The sequence below is a fragment of the Acidovorax sp. 99 genome, assembly GCF_003096455.1.
GTDB lineage: Bacteria > Pseudomonadota > Gammaproteobacteria > Burkholderiales > Burkholderiaceae_C > Acidovorax > Acidovorax delafieldii.
Genome location: NZ_QEKU01000001.1, coordinates 371,077 through 387,823 on the forward strand (window position 1 = coordinate 371,077; position 16,747 = coordinate 387,823).

General features: G+C 65.7%; 14 protein-coding genes and 1 pseudogene. 10 read left to right on the plus strand and 5 right to left on the minus strand.

The genetic code is table 11. The features are described from left to right. The first annotated feature begins 93 nt into the window (after nt 1-93). A complete protein-coding gene (gene ilvD / locus C8C95_RS01820; RefSeq protein WP_116747445.1) occupies nt 94-1,797 on the plus strand; it encodes a dihydroxy-acid dehydratase in 1,704 nt (567 codons plus the stop codon). A gap of 194 nt (nt 1,798-1,991) precedes the next feature. Here ilvD and C8C95_RS01825 read toward each other — a convergent pair whose 3' ends face one another. Next, nucleotides 1,992-2,234, minus strand: a complete 243-nt coding sequence (locus C8C95_RS01825; protein WP_056747134.1) for a TIGR04438 family Trp-rich protein — start codon at nt 2,232-2,234, stop codon at nt 1,992-1,994. A 115-nt stretch (nt 2,235-2,349) separates the two neighbouring features. Between C8C95_RS01825 and C8C95_RS01830 the strand changes: the two genes are divergently transcribed. After that, on the plus strand, nt 2,350-2,655 hold the full coding sequence (locus C8C95_RS01830; protein ID WP_056747133.1) for a c-type cytochrome: 306 nt from the start codon (nt 2,350-2,352) through the stop codon (nt 2,653-2,655). A 96-nt stretch (nt 2,656-2,751) separates the two neighbouring features. Here C8C95_RS01830 and C8C95_RS01835 read toward each other — a convergent pair. From C8C95_RS01835 to acs, 3 genes and pseudogenes are all read right to left on the minus strand, one after another. Further along, nucleotides 2,752-3,980 (minus strand): annotated as a pseudogene (locus C8C95_RS01835) (IS3 family transposase). A gap of 166 nt (nt 3,981-4,146) precedes the next feature. Beyond that, the gene (locus C8C95_RS01840) at nt 4,147-4,620 is read right to left on the minus strand and encodes a LapA family protein (RefSeq protein ID WP_116747446.1); all 474 of its coding nucleotides are present in this window, start codon (nt 4,618-4,620) and stop codon (nt 4,147-4,149) included. A 279-nt stretch (nt 4,621-4,899) separates the two neighbouring features. Continuing rightward, entirely contained in the window at nt 4,900-6,894 is a 1,995-nt protein-coding gene (gene acs, locus C8C95_RS01845; RefSeq protein ID WP_116747447.1) for an acetate--CoA ligase, read from the minus strand. Between the two features lie 213 nt (nt 6,895-7,107). Between acs and C8C95_RS01850 the strand changes: the two genes are divergently transcribed. From C8C95_RS01850 to C8C95_RS01870, 5 genes are all read left to right on the plus strand, one after another. Further along, the gene (locus C8C95_RS01850) at nt 7,108-7,707 is read left to right on the plus strand and encodes a TIGR00645 family protein (RefSeq protein WP_056064456.1); all 600 of its coding nucleotides are present in this window, start codon (nt 7,108-7,110) and stop codon (nt 7,705-7,707) included. Between the two features lie 213 nt (nt 7,708-7,920). Then, a complete protein-coding gene (locus tag C8C95_RS01855; protein ID WP_116747448.1) occupies nt 7,921-8,829 on the plus strand; it encodes an intradiol ring-cleavage dioxygenase in 909 nt (302 codons plus the stop codon). A 53-nt stretch (nt 8,830-8,882) separates the two neighbouring features. Next, on the plus strand, nt 8,883-9,161 hold the full coding sequence (locus tag C8C95_RS01860) for a hypothetical protein (protein WP_099730670.1): 279 nt from the start codon (nt 8,883-8,885) through the stop codon (nt 9,159-9,161). 6 nt (nt 9,162-9,167) lie between these two features. Beyond that, complete coding sequence (locus tag C8C95_RS01865; RefSeq protein WP_116747449.1) at nt 9,168-10,808, plus strand: ATP-binding protein; 1,641 nt, start codon at nt 9,168-9,170, stop codon at nt 10,806-10,808. Further along, entirely contained in the window at nt 10,805-11,515 is a 711-nt protein-coding gene (locus C8C95_RS01870) for a response regulator (RefSeq protein ID WP_116747450.1), read from the plus strand. Before C8C95_RS01865 ends, C8C95_RS01870 begins: the two co-directional genes overlap by 4 nt. 133 nt (nt 11,516-11,648) lie before the next feature. Here the strand turns inward: C8C95_RS01870 and fumC are convergent, their stop codons facing one another. Beyond that, entirely contained in the window at nt 11,649-13,058 is a 1,410-nt protein-coding gene (fumC, locus tag C8C95_RS01875; RefSeq protein WP_116747451.1) for a class II fumarate hydratase, read from the minus strand. A 181-nt stretch (nt 13,059-13,239) separates the two neighbouring features. Here fumC and C8C95_RS01880 point away from each other — a divergent pair, with 181 nt between their 5' ends. The 3 genes from C8C95_RS01880 (at nt 13,240) to murI (ending at nt 16,742) form a co-directional block, all read left to right on the plus strand. After that, nucleotides 13,240-14,808, plus strand: a complete 1,569-nt coding sequence (locus C8C95_RS01880; protein ID WP_116747452.1) for a fumarate hydratase — start codon at nt 13,240-13,242, stop codon at nt 14,806-14,808. Nucleotides 14,809-14,983: 175 nt separating this feature from the next. Continuing rightward, nucleotides 14,984-15,685: a DUF6882 domain-containing protein gene (locus C8C95_RS01885; RefSeq protein ID WP_116747453.1), complete on the plus strand. Its 702-nt coding sequence runs from the start codon at nt 14,984-14,986 to the stop codon at nt 15,683-15,685. A 166-nt stretch (nt 15,686-15,851) separates the two neighbouring features. Continuing rightward, nucleotides 15,852-16,742: a glutamate racemase gene (murI, locus tag C8C95_RS01890; RefSeq protein WP_116750101.1), complete on the plus strand. Its 891-nt coding sequence runs from the start codon at nt 15,852-15,854 to the stop codon at nt 16,740-16,742. The last annotated feature ends 5 nt before the right edge of the window (nt 16,743-16,747 follow it).

Genomic DNA, 16,747 nt, shown 5'->3' on the forward strand with positions numbered 1-16,747 from the left:
GATTGCGGGGGCAGCCCCCACGCGCTGCGACGGCGCTGGCAGAATGATCCATTCCGCTCCAGCCCCCCAACCCCGAGACCAGGACGCCCCACGATGACCGACTCCAGCAAGCCCTCCGCACCCATCAACCGCCGCAGCGCCAACATCACCCAGGGCAAGTCGCGCGCACCCAACCGCTCCATGTACTACGCCATGGGCTACGAGGAAGGCGACTTCGTCAAACCCATGGTGGGCGTGGCCAACGGCCACAGCACCATCACGCCCTGCAACAGCGGCCTGCAGAAGCTGGCGGATGCGGCGATTGCTGGCATCGAAGAAGCGGGCGGCAACGCCCAGGTGTTCGGCACCCCCACCATCAGCGACGGCATGGCCATGGGCACCGAGGGCATGAAATACAGCCTGGTGAGCCGCGAAGTCATCAGCGACTGCATCGAAACCTGCGTGGGCGGCCAGTGGATGGACGGCGTGCTGGTGGTGGGCGGCTGCGACAAGAACATGCCCGGTGGCCTGATGGGCATGCTGCGCGCCAATGTGCCTGCCATCTATGTGTATGGCGGCACCATCCTGCCCGGCCACTACCAGGGCAAGGACCTGAACATCGTGAGCGTGTTCGAGGCCGTGGGCGAAAACGCTGCGGGCAAGCTCAGCGACTTCGACCTCAAGGAGATCGAAAAACGCGCCATTCCCGGCACCGGCTCGTGTGGCGGCATGTACACCGCCAACACCATGTCCAGCGCGTTCGAGGCCCTGGGCATCAGCCTGCCCTATTCGTCCACCATGGCCAACCCGCACGACGAGAAGATGAACTCGGCCAAGGAGTCGGCCAAGGTGCTGATCGAGGCCATCAAGAAGGACCTGAAGCCCCGCGACATCGTGACCAAGAAGTCCATCGAGAACGCCGTGGCCGTGATCATGGCCACGGGCGGCTCGACCAACGCGGTGCTGCACTTCCTGGCGATTGCCCATGCGGCAGGCGTGGAGTGGAGCATCGACGACTTCGAGCGCGTGCGCGTGAAGACGCCTGTGTTGTGCGACCTCAAGCCCAGCGGCAAGTACCTGGCGGTGGATCTACACCGCGCAGGGGGCATCCCTCAGGTCATGAAGATCTTGCTCAATGCGGGCCTGCTGCATGGCGACTGCCTCACCATCGAAGGCAAGACGATCGCCGAGGTGCTGAAGGACGTGCCGGACGAGCCCCGCGCCGACCAGGACGTGATTCGTCCTATCGACAAGCCTATGTACGCGCAAGGCCACCTGGCCATCCTCAAGGGCAACCTGAGCCCCGAAGGCGCGGTGGCGAAGATCACGGGTCTGAAGAACCCCGTCATCACCGGCCCGGCCCGCGTGTTTGACGACGAACAATCGGCATTGGAAGCCATCCTGGCGGGCAAGATCAAGGCCGGTGACGTGATGGTGCTGCGGTACCTGGGCCCCAAGGGCGGCCCCGGCATGCCAGAAATGCTGGCCCCCACCGGTGCGCTGATCGGCGCAGGCTTGGGTGAGAGCGTGGGCCTGATCACCGACGGCCGCTTCTCCGGCGGCACCTGGGGCATGGTGGTCGGCCACGTGGCGCCCGAGGCCGCAGCCGGAGGCACGATTGCTTTCGTCAACGAGGGCGACAGCATCACCATCGACGCACGCCAGCTGCTGCTGGAGCTGAACGTGCCCGAGGCAGAAATCGCCAAGCGCCGCGCCGCCTGGACGGCACCTGCACCGCGCTACACCCGGGGCGTGCAAGCCAAGTTTGCGTTCAACGCGTCCAGCGCGAGCAAAGGAGCCGTGCTGGACGCCTATTGATCGCGCTGAGGCGGCGCACCGGCGGGTGGCGAGAAGACGGTTGAGGCTCCGGCGGACGTCTTTATCCTGGTGGTCGGTTCACAACAAAAAGCCCGCAGTACGCGATGTACTGCGGGCTTTTTGTTGAATAGACGACGAGAACAAGTCATCGCGCAAACCACCATGAGCCCCTTGCAGCGGGGCCAGGGCCAGTGTCAGCGCGGCTTGCGTGGGCGAATGCCCAAGGCTTCCTTGTGTTTGTTGATGCGGTCCTTTTTGCGCTGGTCCATCTTCTCCATGGCCTTGCGCTTGGTGTAGCCAGTGGAATCAGCCCAGGCCCACCACAGCGCTGTGGCCGCGAAGGGTGCCAGCACCCACCACCACGACCACGTGGCCACGGGGCCGATCTCGAAATATTTCAGTGCCAGCATGAGAAGGGACAGACCCAGCAGATACATCGCTCTCTCCAAAGAATGCCGCGAAAAGCGGGATTGACCAGGGACAACTGCGTGTCAACCCAAGTCACTACAATCGCATTAAAAGCACTGTAACTCAACCACAGGAATTCCCACCATGAAGCGTTCCCTGATCACACTCGCCTTGACGCTGTCGGTTGCGGCACCCGCGATGGCCGACCTGGCCTTGGCCACCTCCAAGAACTGCATGGCTTGCCACGCAGTGGACAAGAAACTGGTGGGGCCTGCCTACAAGGACGTAGCAGCCAAATACGCTGGTCAGAAGGACGCCGTGGACAAGCTGGCTGCCAAGATCGTCAAGGGTGGCTCTGGCGTGTGGGGCCCAGTACCCATGCCCGCCAATGCGCAAGTGAGTGACGCCGAAGCGAAGAAGCTGGCTGCCTGGGTGCTGACGCAGAAGTAGTTGGCTGCAGCCCAAGGGTTCCGGGTTTGATGCCCGATAGAACTGACCCGTCCTGAATAGCGTTGACACCCAGGACGGTTTAAAACTCCAGCCGGACTATCCGGCCAACGACGCCCGATGCACCGCATCGGGCGTTTGCATTTTCAGCGATAGGTGTGGCCGCTCGCAGTTGTAAATGCGCACCGACTGCTCGACCATGCGTCTGGCCTGGGCGAGATCCGCAGGGCGCTGCAACAAGAGCTCGGTCTTCAGAATGCCGTTGACCCGCTCGGCCAGCGCGTTCTGGTAGCAGTCGTAGCCGTCCGTCATCGAGCAGATCACGCCATGGCGCTTGTGCAGGGCCTGGTAATACGTCGAGCAGTACTGGATACCCCTGTCGGAGTGGTGCACCAGCTGCCGACTGCTCTGTCGCCCCAATAGCGCCATCTTCATGGCCTGCGCCACCTCCTCGGTCTGCAGGCTCTCATGCACGTGCCAGCCGACGATCTTTCTGGAATAAGCATCCGTGACCAGGCTCAGGTAAACAAACTTGCCGTGTGTGGGCAAGTAGGTGATGTCTGCTACCCAGACCTGTTCGCTGGCGCTGGCGCGAACCTGCTGTGGCCCGGCTTTGAGCAGGTTGGGGTGGCGCCTGAAGCGGTGGTGGCTGTCGGTCGTCTTGTGGTACGCCCGCCGGGGCGCCACCAGCAGCCTGGCGTTGCGCAGGACGTCGAACATTGCATCGCGGCCCAAGTCGATGCCTCAGCGCTGCAGCGGCTCCTGCAGCAGGTAGTGCAGCTTACGCGTGCCGATGCGTGGCCGACGCATGCGCTGCTCGCGCACCAACTCCACCACCGCCTGCGCGTTCGCGAGGCGATCGGCCTGGCGGCGCCTGCCCTGGTAATACGCCTGCCGGCTATGGCCCATGTGCTGGCAAGCCCTCTTCACGCTCAACCCTGTGACAAGGTTTTGCGCGAGGACTTGCCCAAAGGCTTTTTTACGACGCGCACCCCGTAGTCCTTGCGCAGCACGTCGATGACGGCTTCGAATAGCCTGGCCTTCTCCTGCGCCTGTGCGAGCTGCACCTGCAGGGCCTTGATCTGCTGCTCGGGCGTGAGAGCCCCAGTGTTCTTCTTGTCTATCGGCATGGCTGCAGATGATGCCGCAGGACTCCAGCCCAGGCGACCGTGCTTGCGCAGCCAGACCAGAACCGTCGAGCGGCCCTGGATACCGTAGCGCTGCTGCGCCTGTTTGTACGTGAGCTCGCCTTTTTCCACCTGCTCCACCACCGCCAACTTAAAGGCCAGCGTGTAGTCGCGCTGCGTGCGTTTGACACTTGATTCCATGACACATGCCCTTTTTGAAAGGTCCATGTGTCAACGCCGGGTAGGACGGGTCAAACCCATGAAAAAAGCCGCGCACCATGTGACGCGGCTTTTTTGTGCGTGGACGCTTTGCAGCGGTGGAACCAAGAGCGCAGGAACCTGCGCCGGTTCCTGCAGTAGCGCGGGACTAAACGACAGGCGTCCCCAGCGCATGGCGGGAGCGCAGCTGCTGCTCCAGCTGCCCGACATAAGCCGCCGTGGTGTTGTCAGATTCCTCGGCGCGCGCGGCGAGCCGGGCTTCCAGGTGGTCCAGACGCGCCAGCACGGCTGCATGGGCTTGGCTGTGCTGGGCCTCCAGAAAGGCACGCAGCTCCGTGAAGCGAGACGCCTCGGCCTTGTCGGCCAGCTCGCGTTGCGCCTGCAGCGCTTTGGTGTGGCGACGGGTTTCGAGCAGCACCGATCCCTGCAGCGACAACACGTACGCCAAAAAGAAGATGCCCAACAACGTGGTGAGGGCCAGCATCAGCAGGCCAAGGGGTGCCTCAAACGACACCACGCCCAGCGATACGAGGGAGGGAGCCGCCAGCGTGGGCCAGTTCAGGGCAGCCAGTGCGGCGATGGCCAGCACGGTCAGCAGCAAAACGAAGGAACGCAGTTGCATGTGAAATCTCCGGTCAGCGGCGCCCGGCCACGATGACCGGCCACGCCATGCTGTCGTTGTAACGCATGCGCAGGGATTCACACGCTCCAGAGGAGTAATTGGAGATTGCGTCCTACAAAGCGCGCTGCGAGCCCGCCGGGTGAGCGGGCCCGCTGTTTCGATCACATACCGGGGTGATGATCAACGGGTTTTGGGGCCACGTCACATCGCTGCGCGATATGAGTGCCCCCAAATCCGGCAAGCGCTGCGCGCTGGCGCCGTTGCACGGTGCCTTCTGGATCAATTGGCCTTGGCCAATTGATCAAGGATTGCGGGGTTTTCCAGCGTGCTGGTGTCCTGGGTGATGGCCTCGCCCTTGGCAATGCTGCGCAGCAGGCGGCGCATGATCTTGCCGCTGCGGGTCTTGGGCAGGTTGTCGCCAAAGCGGATGTCCTTGGGCTTGGCAATGGGGCCAATCTCCTTGGCCACCCAGTTGCGCAGTTCGTTGGCGATCTGCTTGGCTTCCTCGCCGGTGGGGCGCGAGCGCTTGAGCACCACAAACGCGCAGATGGCCTCGCCGGTCACATCGTCAGGGCGGCCCACCACGGCGGCCTCGGCCACCAGATCCGTCTTGGCGACCAGGGCGGATTCGATCTCCATCGTGCCCATGCGGTGACCGGACACGTTCAGCACGTCGTCAATGCGGCCGGTGATGCGGAAGTAGCCCCGGTCGGCACTGCGCACCGCGCCGTCACCGGCCAGGTAGTAGCCCTTGAGTTCTTCGGGGAAGTAGCTTTTCTTGAAACGCTCGGGGTCGTTCCAGATGGTGCGGATCATGCTGGGCCAGGGGCGCTTGATGACCAGGATGCCACCGGCGCCATTAGGCACGTCGTTGCCCACCTCGTCCACGATGGCGGCCGTGATGCCGGGCAAAGGCAGCGTGCAGCTGCCGGGCACCAGCGGCGTAGCGCCAGGCAGCGGGGTGATGACATGGCCGCCGGTTTCGGTCTGCCAGAAGGTGTCCACGATAGGGCAACGCTCGCCACCCACGTTCTTGTGGTACCACATCCAGGCTTCGGGGTTGATGGGCTCACCCACGCTGCCCAGTATGCGCAGGCTCGACAGGTTGGAGCGCGCAGGGTGCACCGCCTCGTCGGACTCGGCGGCCTTGATGAGCGAGCGGATGGCCGTGGGGGCGGTGTAGAAGATGGTGCACTTGTGGCGCTCGATCATCTGCCAGAAGCGGCCTGCGTTCGGGAAGGTGGGGATGCCTTCAAAGATGATCTGTGTGGCGCCTGCCGCCAGCGGGCCGTAGGCCACGTAGGTGTGGCCGGTGATCCAGCCAATGTCGGCCGTGCACCAGAACACATCATCGGCGCGCAGGTCGAACGTCCAGTCCATGGTCATCTTGGCCCACAGCAGATAGCCGCCGGTGCTGTGCTGCACGCCCTTGGGCTTGCCGGTGGAGCCGCTGGTGTACAGGATGAACAGCGGGTGCTCGGCACCCACGGCCACCGGGGCGCATTCGGTGCTTTGGCCTGCCAGTGCTTCGGCAAAGGTCTTGTCGCGCCCCGCCACCATGTTGCAGGCCGTGGCCGTGCGCTGGTAGACAAACACGTTGCGGATGGTGTCGCAACCGCCCATGGCCAGGGCTTCATCAATGATGGCCTTGAGCGGCAGCTCCTTGCCGCCGCGCATTTGGTAGTTAGCGGTGATCACGGCCACGGCACCGGCGTCGATGATGCGCTCGTGCACGGCCTTGGCACTGAAGCCGCCAAACACCACGCTGTGCGTGGCGCCAATGCGGGCGCAGGCCTGCATGGCAATCACGCCTTCAATGGTCATGGGCATGTAGATCAGCACGCGGTCGCCCTTGGCCACGCCATGGGCCTTGAGCGCGTTGGCAAACTGGCTCACGCGGGCCAGCAATTCCTTGTAGGTGATCTTGGTGACCGTGCCATCGTCGGCTTCAAAGATGATGGCCGTCTTGTTCTCGGTGGCTGTGCCGATGTGGCGGTCCAGGCAGTTGGCCGAGGCATTGAGTTCGCCATCGGCAAACCACTGGAAGAACGGCGCGTTGGACTTGTCCAGCGTGCGGGTGAAAGGCTTGGTCCACTGCAAGTTGCCGCGTGCCTGGCGCGCCCAGAAGCCCTCGAAGTCCTTCTCGGCCTCGGCACACAGTGCGTCATACCCAGCCATGCCGGACACGCGCGCGGCTTTGACGATGGCGTCCGAGGGCGGGAACACGCGGTTCTCAACCAGCACGGACTCGATGGCGGATGTGGGCGCACTCATGGTGTTGTCTCCTGGATCTAATGGGAATTGGAATTGGGCGGTACTGTCGGGCGCGGCACTTACAGGCCACTGACTGGCGCGAAGCTTACAGAGTACGCCATTGCGGCCCGCCTGTCGCCAAGGGCCGGGCCACCGGCTGCGCAGACCCACCTGCCACCGCAGGGACATGCTGCCCCCCTAAAATCGCGCCTCCTGCAACCCTTTGCGAGTGCCATGTCCTCTCCCCAACACAAGCCCCCAGCGCCACTGCGCCCCCTGCCTTCCATGATCTTCGCCAGCCGGTGGCTGCAACTGCCCCTGTATCTGGGCCTGATCCTGGCGCAGGCGGTGTATGTGTTCCATTTCTGGGTGGAACTGGTGCACCTGATCGAAGCCGCGTTTGGCAACACGGCGGCCCTGCAGAGCCTGGTGTCCAGCATTGGCTACAAGAGTGATTTCCAGGTCACCGCGCTCAACGAGACCATCATCATGCTGGTGGTGCTGGCGCTGATCGACGTGGTGATGATCTCCAACCTACTGATCATGGTGATCGTCGGCGGCTACGAGACCTTTGTCTCGCGCCTGCACCTCGAAGACCACCCCGACCAGCCCGAGTGGCTGAGCCATGTGAACGCCTCGGTGCTCAAGGTCAAGCTGGCCACCGCCATCATCGGCATCAGCTCCATCCACCTGCTCAAGACCTTCATCAACGCCGCCAACTACGACCTCAAGGTGCTGATGTGGCAAACCATCATCCATGTGGTGTTCCTGCTCAGCGCCCTGGCCATTGCGCTGACCGACCGGCTGATGTCGCACTCGTCGGACCGCCACTGAGCACGGCGACGGTCCCCACGCTCCCCGGCAACGCCGGGGGAGCCCCTGGGACCAGAATATCCGTCAAAAGTGCCGATAGCGCCGGTTGCATATGCGCTGGCAGCTATCAAATTTGAAGTAAGCACCCTTCGGTATTCAGCGCCCTGGGCGCTCCCAGATTTCTCCTCAATCGGTAGGCACAGTGCGGTGCAGACCCACCCGAAGGAGAAATCCATGCCCCCTCTGTCCTCTCTCTCCCCGACCGCAGCGACGGCGCCAGCACCCGCTGCGGCAGCCTCCCCGTCCACACACACCGCCACCAGCCGCCGCCTGGCATTGAGCGCGCTCGGCTCGCTGGGCGTCGCCTCCCTGTGGGGGTGCGGCGGCGGCAGTGACAGCACCAGCACCGACTCTGGCAGCAGCACGGACTCCGGGTCTGGCACCGGCAGCGGTACCGGATCGGGCACTGGCACCGGAACAGGCACCGGCACAACCACCACCTGCTCCGTAGTCCCCGAGGAGACCGCAGGGCCCTACCCTGCCGACGGCTCCACGGCCAGCAACAACACGTACAACGTGCTCGCGCTCAGCGGCATCGTGCGCTCGGACATCCGCAGTTCAGTGGGTTCGTCCACCCAGGTCAGCGGCGTGCCGCTGTCCATCACCATCACGCTGACGAACACCAGCGCCAGCTGCGCGGCGCTGTCGGGCTACGCCATCTACCTGTGGCACTGCACGCAAGACGGCAACTACTCGGTCTACACCTCCAACAACATCGCCGACAACTACCTGCGCGGCGTGCAGGCCACGGACGCCAACGGCACCGTGACCTTCACCACCATCGTTCCGGGCTGCTATGCGGGCCGCATGCCGCACATGCACCTGGAGATCTACCCCACGCTGGCATCGGCCACCAAGGCCGCCAACAAGATCAAGACCACGCAACTGGCGTTCCCCACCGCACTGCTCAGCAGCATCTACAGCAGCAATTCGGGCTACAGCGCCAGCGTGCGCAACCTGGCCTCCATGTCGTTTGCCACGGACAACGTCTTCAGCGATGGCACCACGCTGGAGATGACCACCATGCAGGCCAACACCGGTGGCGGCTACTCGGCCAGCATCACGATTTCGATCGCGGTCTGAGCCCCTCGTTGCTTCCATTCACCCTGTTGTTTCGATCACCAGAAAGACGCCCGATGTTCAAGATCCACACCCTTTTGGCCGCACTGGCCCTGGCATCCATCGCCGCAGCGTTCCCCAGCCACGCCCAGCCATCCCGCGGCACGCCGCCCGCCCCGCCACCTGAGGCCTACGCCGCCTGCAAGGGCAAGACCGAAGGCGCCTCCGTCACGCTGACCATGCCCGACGGCAAGAGCCTCGCAGGCACTTGCCGCACAATGGACGGCACCCTGGTGGCCATGCCCGCTGGCGGGCCCGGTGGCCCCGGCGCAGGTGGCCCGCCCCCCGCCCGCTGACCCACCATGCCGCCCCTGCGCTCCCTCGTCCCCGTGCCCCATCTGACGCTGCACCGCAAAGCCTTCATCGCCCTGGCCGCCCTGCTGCTGGCGTTGTTGCTGATCTTTGTGGGGTTCTCGCGCCTGGGCCTGCAGCGGGGCCTGGGGCCGTATGTGGCCGAGATCGAGCTGGCCCGCATGGACTGGCTGGCCGAGCGCCTGCAGGCCCACCACACCCAGGCAGGCGGCTGGGACAGCCTGCGGGGGCAGTCGTCCCTGTGGGGACGGCTGACCCACCCGGGCGGCGGTCCACGCGGGCCGGGTGGCGCCCGCCCCCCCAGCGGCTCGCCGCCCGGCCTCTCGTCGGAGCCTCCTGGCACGGCCAACCCCCCTCCTTCCAATGCCAATGCCAATGCCAATGCCAGTGACAGTGGCCGTGGCGCTGACCTTGGCAACAGCCCGCCCCCACCCCCACCCGGCGACCTGCGGCCCCTGGACCGGGGCCCAGCGCCACCCCAGCGCCACCCGGATGACATCTACCCCCGCCTGGGCCTGCTCGATGCACAAGATCAGCTGGTCGCAGGCACACCGCCCCAGCCGGGGGGCGCACGCCTGGCGTTGCGTGGCGCCGGTGGCCAGACCATCGGGCACCTGGTGCTGGCGCCCCCGCAGGGCGTGCGCAGCGAGGCCGACCAGGCCTTTCTGGCCCAGCACCTGGGCTTTGTGGCGTGGACAGGCCTGGTCGGCCTGGCGCTGGCGCTGGTCCTGTCGGGCTGGCTGGCACGGCGCTGGCTGGCCCCGGTCGAGGCCCTGGCCACCGGCGCACGCGGCATTGCGCAGGGCCACCTGCACACCCGCGTGCCCGTGCACGGCAATGACGAACTGGCCCAGCTGGCCCGCACCTTCAACACCATGGCCGAACAACTGGGCAGCATCGAAGCCAGCCGCCGCCAATGGCTGGGCGACGTGGCCCACGAGCTGCGCACCCCCCTGGCCGCCATGCGCGCCGAGATCGAGGCTGTGCAGGATGGCATCCGCCCCTTTGACGACAAGACCGCGCTGCGCCTGCACCAGCAGGTGATGCGCCTGATCCAGCTGGTGGGCGACCTGCGCGCCAGCCTGGATGCGGAGGGCACCAGCGCACCCTCGGCCCAGGTGCCCGTGCACCCGCTGTCGCTGCTGAACGAAGCGCTGGCCTCCATGCGCCCCCGCCTGGCGCAGGCGGGCATCGATGTGGACACCAGCGGCCTGGACGCCCTGGCCGCACCAGGCGCCGCCCAGCCGGCCCCCCTGGTGCGCGGCGACGCGCAGCAGCTGCACCAGGTGTTTTTGAACCTGCTGGAAAACAGCCTGCGCTACACCGACGCGGGCGGCCTGCTGCGCATTGCGGCGCGCCTGCTGCCACCGGTCGATGGAGCCCCCCAGCTGCAGGTGCAGCTGGACGACAGCGCGCCCGGCGTGCCCGCGCACGAGCTGCCCCGTATCTTTGAGCGCCTGTACCGCGCTGAAACCTCGCGCAACCGCGACCACGGCGGATCAGGCCTGGGCCTGGCGATCTGCCGCGCCATCGTGCTCGCCCACGGCGGCACGCTGACGGCCGAGGCCTCGCCCCTGGGCGGGCTGCGCATCACACTGAACTTGCCCCTTCTGGACAACCCGGCACCATGAGCCCACGCATCCTTGTCGTCGAAGACGAACCCGACATCGCCGCCATCGTGGTGGATTACCTGCGCCACGCGGGCTATGCGGTGGAGCACCAGGCCGAGGGCCGCGCCGCGCTGGCGAGCATGCTCACCACGCCGCCCGACCTCACGCTGCTGGACATCATGCTGCCCGGCATCGACGGGCTGGAGATATTGCGCCAGGCGCGGCGCCACACGCAGCACCCCATCATCATGCTCACCGCCAGGGTGGAAGAGGTGGACCGCCTCATCGGGCTGGAGCTGGGCGCGGACGACTACATCTGCAAGCCGTTTTCGCCGCGCGAGGTGGTGGCCCGTGTCAAGGCCGTGCTGCGCCGCACCGCCGCAGCGCAGGAGGTTTCCTCCGCCAGCACACCACTTGCCGCCTTGATGCTGGACGAGTCGCACTGGCAGGCCATGCTGCATGGCACGCCGCTGGGCCTCACGCGGCGCGAGTTCAAATTGCTGCAGGTGCTGGCGCGCCAGAAGGGGCGCATCTTCTCGCGGGCCCAGCTGCTGGACCAGGCCTACGACGACACGCTGGACGTGAACGAGCGCGCCATCGACAGCCACATCAAGAACCTGCGCAAGAAGCTCAAGGCCGCCAGCACGGACGGCAGCGACTGGATCCGCTCGGTGTATGGCGTAGGCTTTGCGCTGGACCCGAACCACGAGGGCCCGCCAGCGGCCTGACGGGCAGGCTGCCAGCGACACCCCCGGGGCCGACAACTATCAATTCAATAGCTACTCAGGCATGCAGCACTAGCGCTACCGGTGCATTTGGCTCAAAAACGCCACGGTAATCCCACCAAACAGCCCTGCAGACTCAGCGCCCCACCATCTGCGCAGGCACCACCCACTGGTCAAACTGCTCGCCCGTCACATGCCCCGAGGCCACGGCGGCGGCGCGCAGGCTGGTGCCCTCCTTGTGCGCCTTCTTGGCAATGAAGGCCGCCTTGTCGTAGCCGATGTGGGGATTCAGTGCCGTCACCAGCATCAGCGACTGCTCCACCAGGTCGTTGATGCGCGCCTGGTTGGGCTCGATGCCCACGGCGCAGTGCTCGTTGAAGCTGGCCATGCCATCGGCCAGCAAGCGCACGCTCTGCAAGAAGTTGTGGATCACCATCGGGCGGAACACGTTCAGCTCGAAGTTGCCGGAGGCCCCGCCGATGTTGATGGCCACATCGTTGCCCAGCACCTGCGCGCATAGCATGGTCAGCGCCTCGCACTGCGTGGGGTTGACCTTGCCCGGCATGATGGACGAGCCCGGCTCGTTCTCGGGGATGGTGATCTCGCCCAGCCCACTGCGCGGGCCGCTGGCCAGCCAGCGCACGTCGTTGGCAATCTTCATCAGGCTGGCCGCCAGGGTCTTGAGCGCGCCATGGGCATGCACCAGCGCATCGCAGCTGGCCAGGGCCTCGAACTTGTTGGGGGCGGTGACCAGCGGCAGGCCGGTCAGGTCGGCCAGCTCCTTGGCCACGGCCTGCGCATAGCCTGTGGGGGCATTGAGCCCCGTGCCCACCGCCGTGCCCCCCAGGGCCAGCTCGCCCAGGTGGGGCAGCGCGGCGCGCACATGCTGCTCGCCATGCTGCAGTTGCGCCACCCAGCCCGAGATCTCCTGGCCCAGCGTGAGGGGCGTGGCGTCCTGCAGGTGCGTGCGCCCAATCTTCACGATGCCGTCGAACGCCTTCGCCTTGGCCGCCAGCGTGGTGCGCAGGCCGTGCAGCGCGGGCAGCAGGCGGTGCATCAGCGCGTCCACCGCCGCCAGGTGCATGGCGGTGGGGAACACGTCGTTGCTCGACTGGCTCTTATTCACCTCGTCGTTGGGGTGCACCAGCCGCGCTTCGCCGCGCGGGCCCCCCAGCAGCTCGCTCGCGCGGTTGGCCAGCACCTCGTTCATGTTCATGTTGGTCTGCGTGCCCGATCCGGTCTGCCACACCACCAGCGGAAACTCCTGCAGGTGGCCACCACCAATCACCTCGTCCGCCGCCGCCACGATGGCCGTGGTCTTGGCCGCGTCGAGCAGGCCCAGCGCATGGTTCACGTAGGCACTGGCCCGCTTGACCTGGGCCAGCGCGCGGATCAGCTCAGGCGCCATGCGCTCGCCCGAGATCGCGAAGTGGTGCAGCGAGCGCTGCGTCTGCGCGCCCCAAAGCCGATCGGCGGGCACGTCGATGGGGCCGAAGGTGTCTTTTTCGGTGCGGACTGCGGTCGGGGCGGGGGTGGAAGTTTTCACGGGTGGGCCTTGCCGCTCAGCGAGCGAATGGGGGGTGGAACGAAACACCAGACCGCAGCATACCCACCCTAGGCCACGGCGCGCCAGCACCCGCCTGCCCCCCCCATGGCCCCTGACAGGACCGCGCAAGCCCGGCGGGGGATAATTCAAGGTTCGCGTTTTCCCTCAAACCCCCACCGCCATGACCACGACGACCATTCGCCAAGAAGACCTGATCGAATCCATTGCCGGCGCGCTGCAGTACATCAGCTACTACCACCCCACCGACTACATCGCCCACCTGGCCCGCGCCTACGAGCGCGAAAAGAGCCCGGCGGCCAAGGACGCGATCGCCCAGATTCTGACCAACAGCAAGATGAGCGCCACCGGCCAGCGCCCCATCTGCCAGGACACCGGCATCGTCAACGTGTTCCTGAAAGTGGGCATGGATGTGCGCTGGGAAGGCTTCACCGGCAGCCTGGACGACGCCATCAACGAAGGCGTACGCCGGGGCTACAACCACCCCGACAACACGCTGCGTGCGTCGGTCGTGGCCGACCCGCAGTTCGCCCGCAAGAACACCAAGGACAACACCCCCGCCGTGATCTTCACCGAGATCGTGCCCGGCAACACCGTGGACGTCACCGTGGCAGCCAAGGGCGGCGGCTCGGAGAACAAGTCCAAGATGTACATGCTCAACCCCGGCGACAACGTGGTGGACTGGGTGCTCAAGACCGTGCCCACCATGGGCGCTGGCTGGTGCCCACCCGGCATGCTGGGCATCGGCATTGGCGGTACGGCCGAAAAGGCCGTGCTCATGGCCAAGGAAAGCCTGATGGACGACCTGGACATGTACGAACTGCAGGCCAAGGCCGAAGCCGCCAAGACCGGCGGCCCCGCGCTCGACAAGGTCGAAGAGCTGCGCCTGGAGCTGTTTGAAAAGGTCAACGCGCTGGGCATTGGCGCGCAAGGCCTGGGTGGCCTGACCACGGTGCTGGACGTCAAGATCAAGATGTACCCCACACACGCAGCCAGCAAGCCGATTGCGATGATCCCCAACTGCGCCGCCACACGCCATGCGCACTTTGTGATGGATGGCTCGGGCCCCGTGTACCTCACGCCCCCCAGCCTGGACCTGTGGCCCAACGTGGACTGGGCGCCGGACTACAACAAGAGCAAGAAGGTCAACCTCGACACGCTGACCAAGGAAGAAGTGGCCAGCTGGAAGCCCGGCGACACGCTGCTGCTCAACGGCAAGATGCTGACCGGCCGCGATGCTGCGCACAAGCGCATCCAGGACATGCTGGCCAAGGGCGAGAAACTGCCTGTGAACTTCACCAACCGCGTCATCTACTACGTGGGCCCTGTGGACCCCGTCAAGGGCGAGGCCGTGGGCCCTGCAGGCCCCACTACCGCCACGCGCATGGACGGCTTCACCGAGATGATGCTGGCCCAGACCGGCCTGATCGCCATGGTGGGCAAGGCCGAGCGCGGCCCGGTCGCCATCGAGGCCATCAAGAAGCACCAGAGCGCCTACCTGATGGCCGTGGGCGGTGCCGCCTACCTGGTCTCCAAGGCCATCAAGACCGCCAAGGTCGTGGGCTTTGAAGACCTGGGCATGGAAGCCATCTACGAGTTTGACGTGGTGGACATGCCCGTGACCGTGGCCGTGGACGCCGGTGGCACCAGCGCCCACATCACGGGCCCGGCCGAGTGGCAAAAGCGCATCGCCTCGGGCGAGTTCAAGGGCATCGGCGTCGCCGCCGCCTGATGCGCGTGGGTGTGGCAGGGCCCGCGAGGTGCCTGCCACACCACAAGGTGCAATGACAAGGAACCGCCTTCGGGCGGTTTTTTTGTGGCCGCCCCGACGCACATCCCTGCATCCGGTTCGGCAAAAATACGGGCTCGACCCGACTCCTCTTCTCCGGCGTTTGCCACCCCCAACCATGCTTTTGAACCACGGGTTTGCACAGACCCTTCGACAGCCCCTCTACGCCCTGCTGCTGGCCACACTGATCGGCGCCCTGCCCCTGTCCGCCAGCGCCAACCCGCCCATGGTTCCGCAGCGCGACGCACAGACCGCCTTTGGCGGTGCACTGCCCGCCCGCGACGCAGCGCTGCTGGACGCCAGCCTCGCATCCCACATCGAACGCCAACAGCTGCTGAACAGCCAGCACCTGGCGGGCAGCCAACTGCGCACGCTGGACTTTTTCCACAAGACCTTCACCGTGCTCCGTGGCGGCAAGCGCACGGTGTTCGATGCGGAGCTGCTGGGCACGTGGTGGCCCGAAAGCCGTCGCTGGGCATGGGAGGCCGTTGAACGCGTGCCCGACCTGAAAGACCCGAAGCGCAAATCGTTCGCCACGGGCAGCGCGCTCACGCGCCTGTATGGGCGCGAGCACGGCATCGACATCCTGCAGACCGATACCGCACAGTTGGCGAGCGAAGAGGCTGCCTGGTATCTGTGCGCGTTTGCCGCACAACTCAACCAGGCCACCGGCGTGCTGGTGAGCATCGGCAGCGAGCTGGTCGCCGGGGGCCAAGAGGGTCAAAAGGCCGTGGTCAAACGCTACTACCTGCTGTCGCACCCGAAAGTTGCAGAAGCAACGCCCAGTGGCAACGGCAAGGCCAACGCACCCGCGCGCTGATCCCTCCGGTTTCTCTTGTGCTCTGCAGCGACGTATGTGGCGGCACAACACCGAACTCATGGTCAAAATCCATGGTCTTGTCCCAGCGCAGCGCCCCCGGTGCACACGCTACAGACATACGCTCATTTCCTACAATCCAGCCTTTTGTCCAACCATGGGCTCCCTGATGCAGTCGGCCTCTTCTCCTATCGGTGTATTTGACAGCGGCGTCGGCGGACTGAGCGTGCTGCGTGCCCTGCTGGCCGCCATGCCCCACGAGCGCTTCGTGTACCTGGCCGACAGCGGCCACGCCCCCTACGGCGAGCGTGGCGACGCCTATGTGGCCGCCCGCACCCATGCCATCACCCAGTACCTGTGCGAGCAGCACCACATCAAGGCCCTGGTGGTGGCGTGTAACACGGCCACTGCGGCTGCCATTAATGAGGTGCGAAGCAGCCACCCGGAGTTGCCCCTCGTGGGGCTGGAGCCAGCCGTCAAGCCCGCTCTTGCAGTGACGAAAACAGGGCATGTGGGTGTCATCGGCACACGTGGCACATTGACCAGCGCCAAGTTCGGCAAGCTCATGGCCTCACTGGCTGACCAGGCCCACTTTGTAGTGCAGCCCTGCGATGGTCTGGCGCACGCCATCGAGCGCAGCGTGGCCCTGCCACCCGCCGCCCCCGGCAGTCCTGTCGGTGCCACGGAGACTGGCGCACTGTGCGAACGATATCTTCAGGCGATGGGCAGTTTTGGCACAGGCCCCGGGCAGATGGACACCCTGGTGCTGGGCTGCACCCACTACATCTTTGTGGCCCACGAGTTGCGCGCACTGGTGGGGCCTGACGTCCAGTTCATTGAGACTGGAGAGCCCGTGGCGCGCCAGACGCGGCGGCTGCTGGAGACCGCAGGCCTGCTCGCTGTGCCCGAGCCACCGAACCCGGGCAATCAACCGCCGCCCCTCCAGAGCAACCCATCGGTGCAATTGCTCACCACGGGCCCGGTGTCCATGCTGGAGGCAGCAGCCCATCGGTGGCTGGACCTGCCCCCCAGCCAGTGCCGGAGCGTTTCAGTTCCCTGATTCAG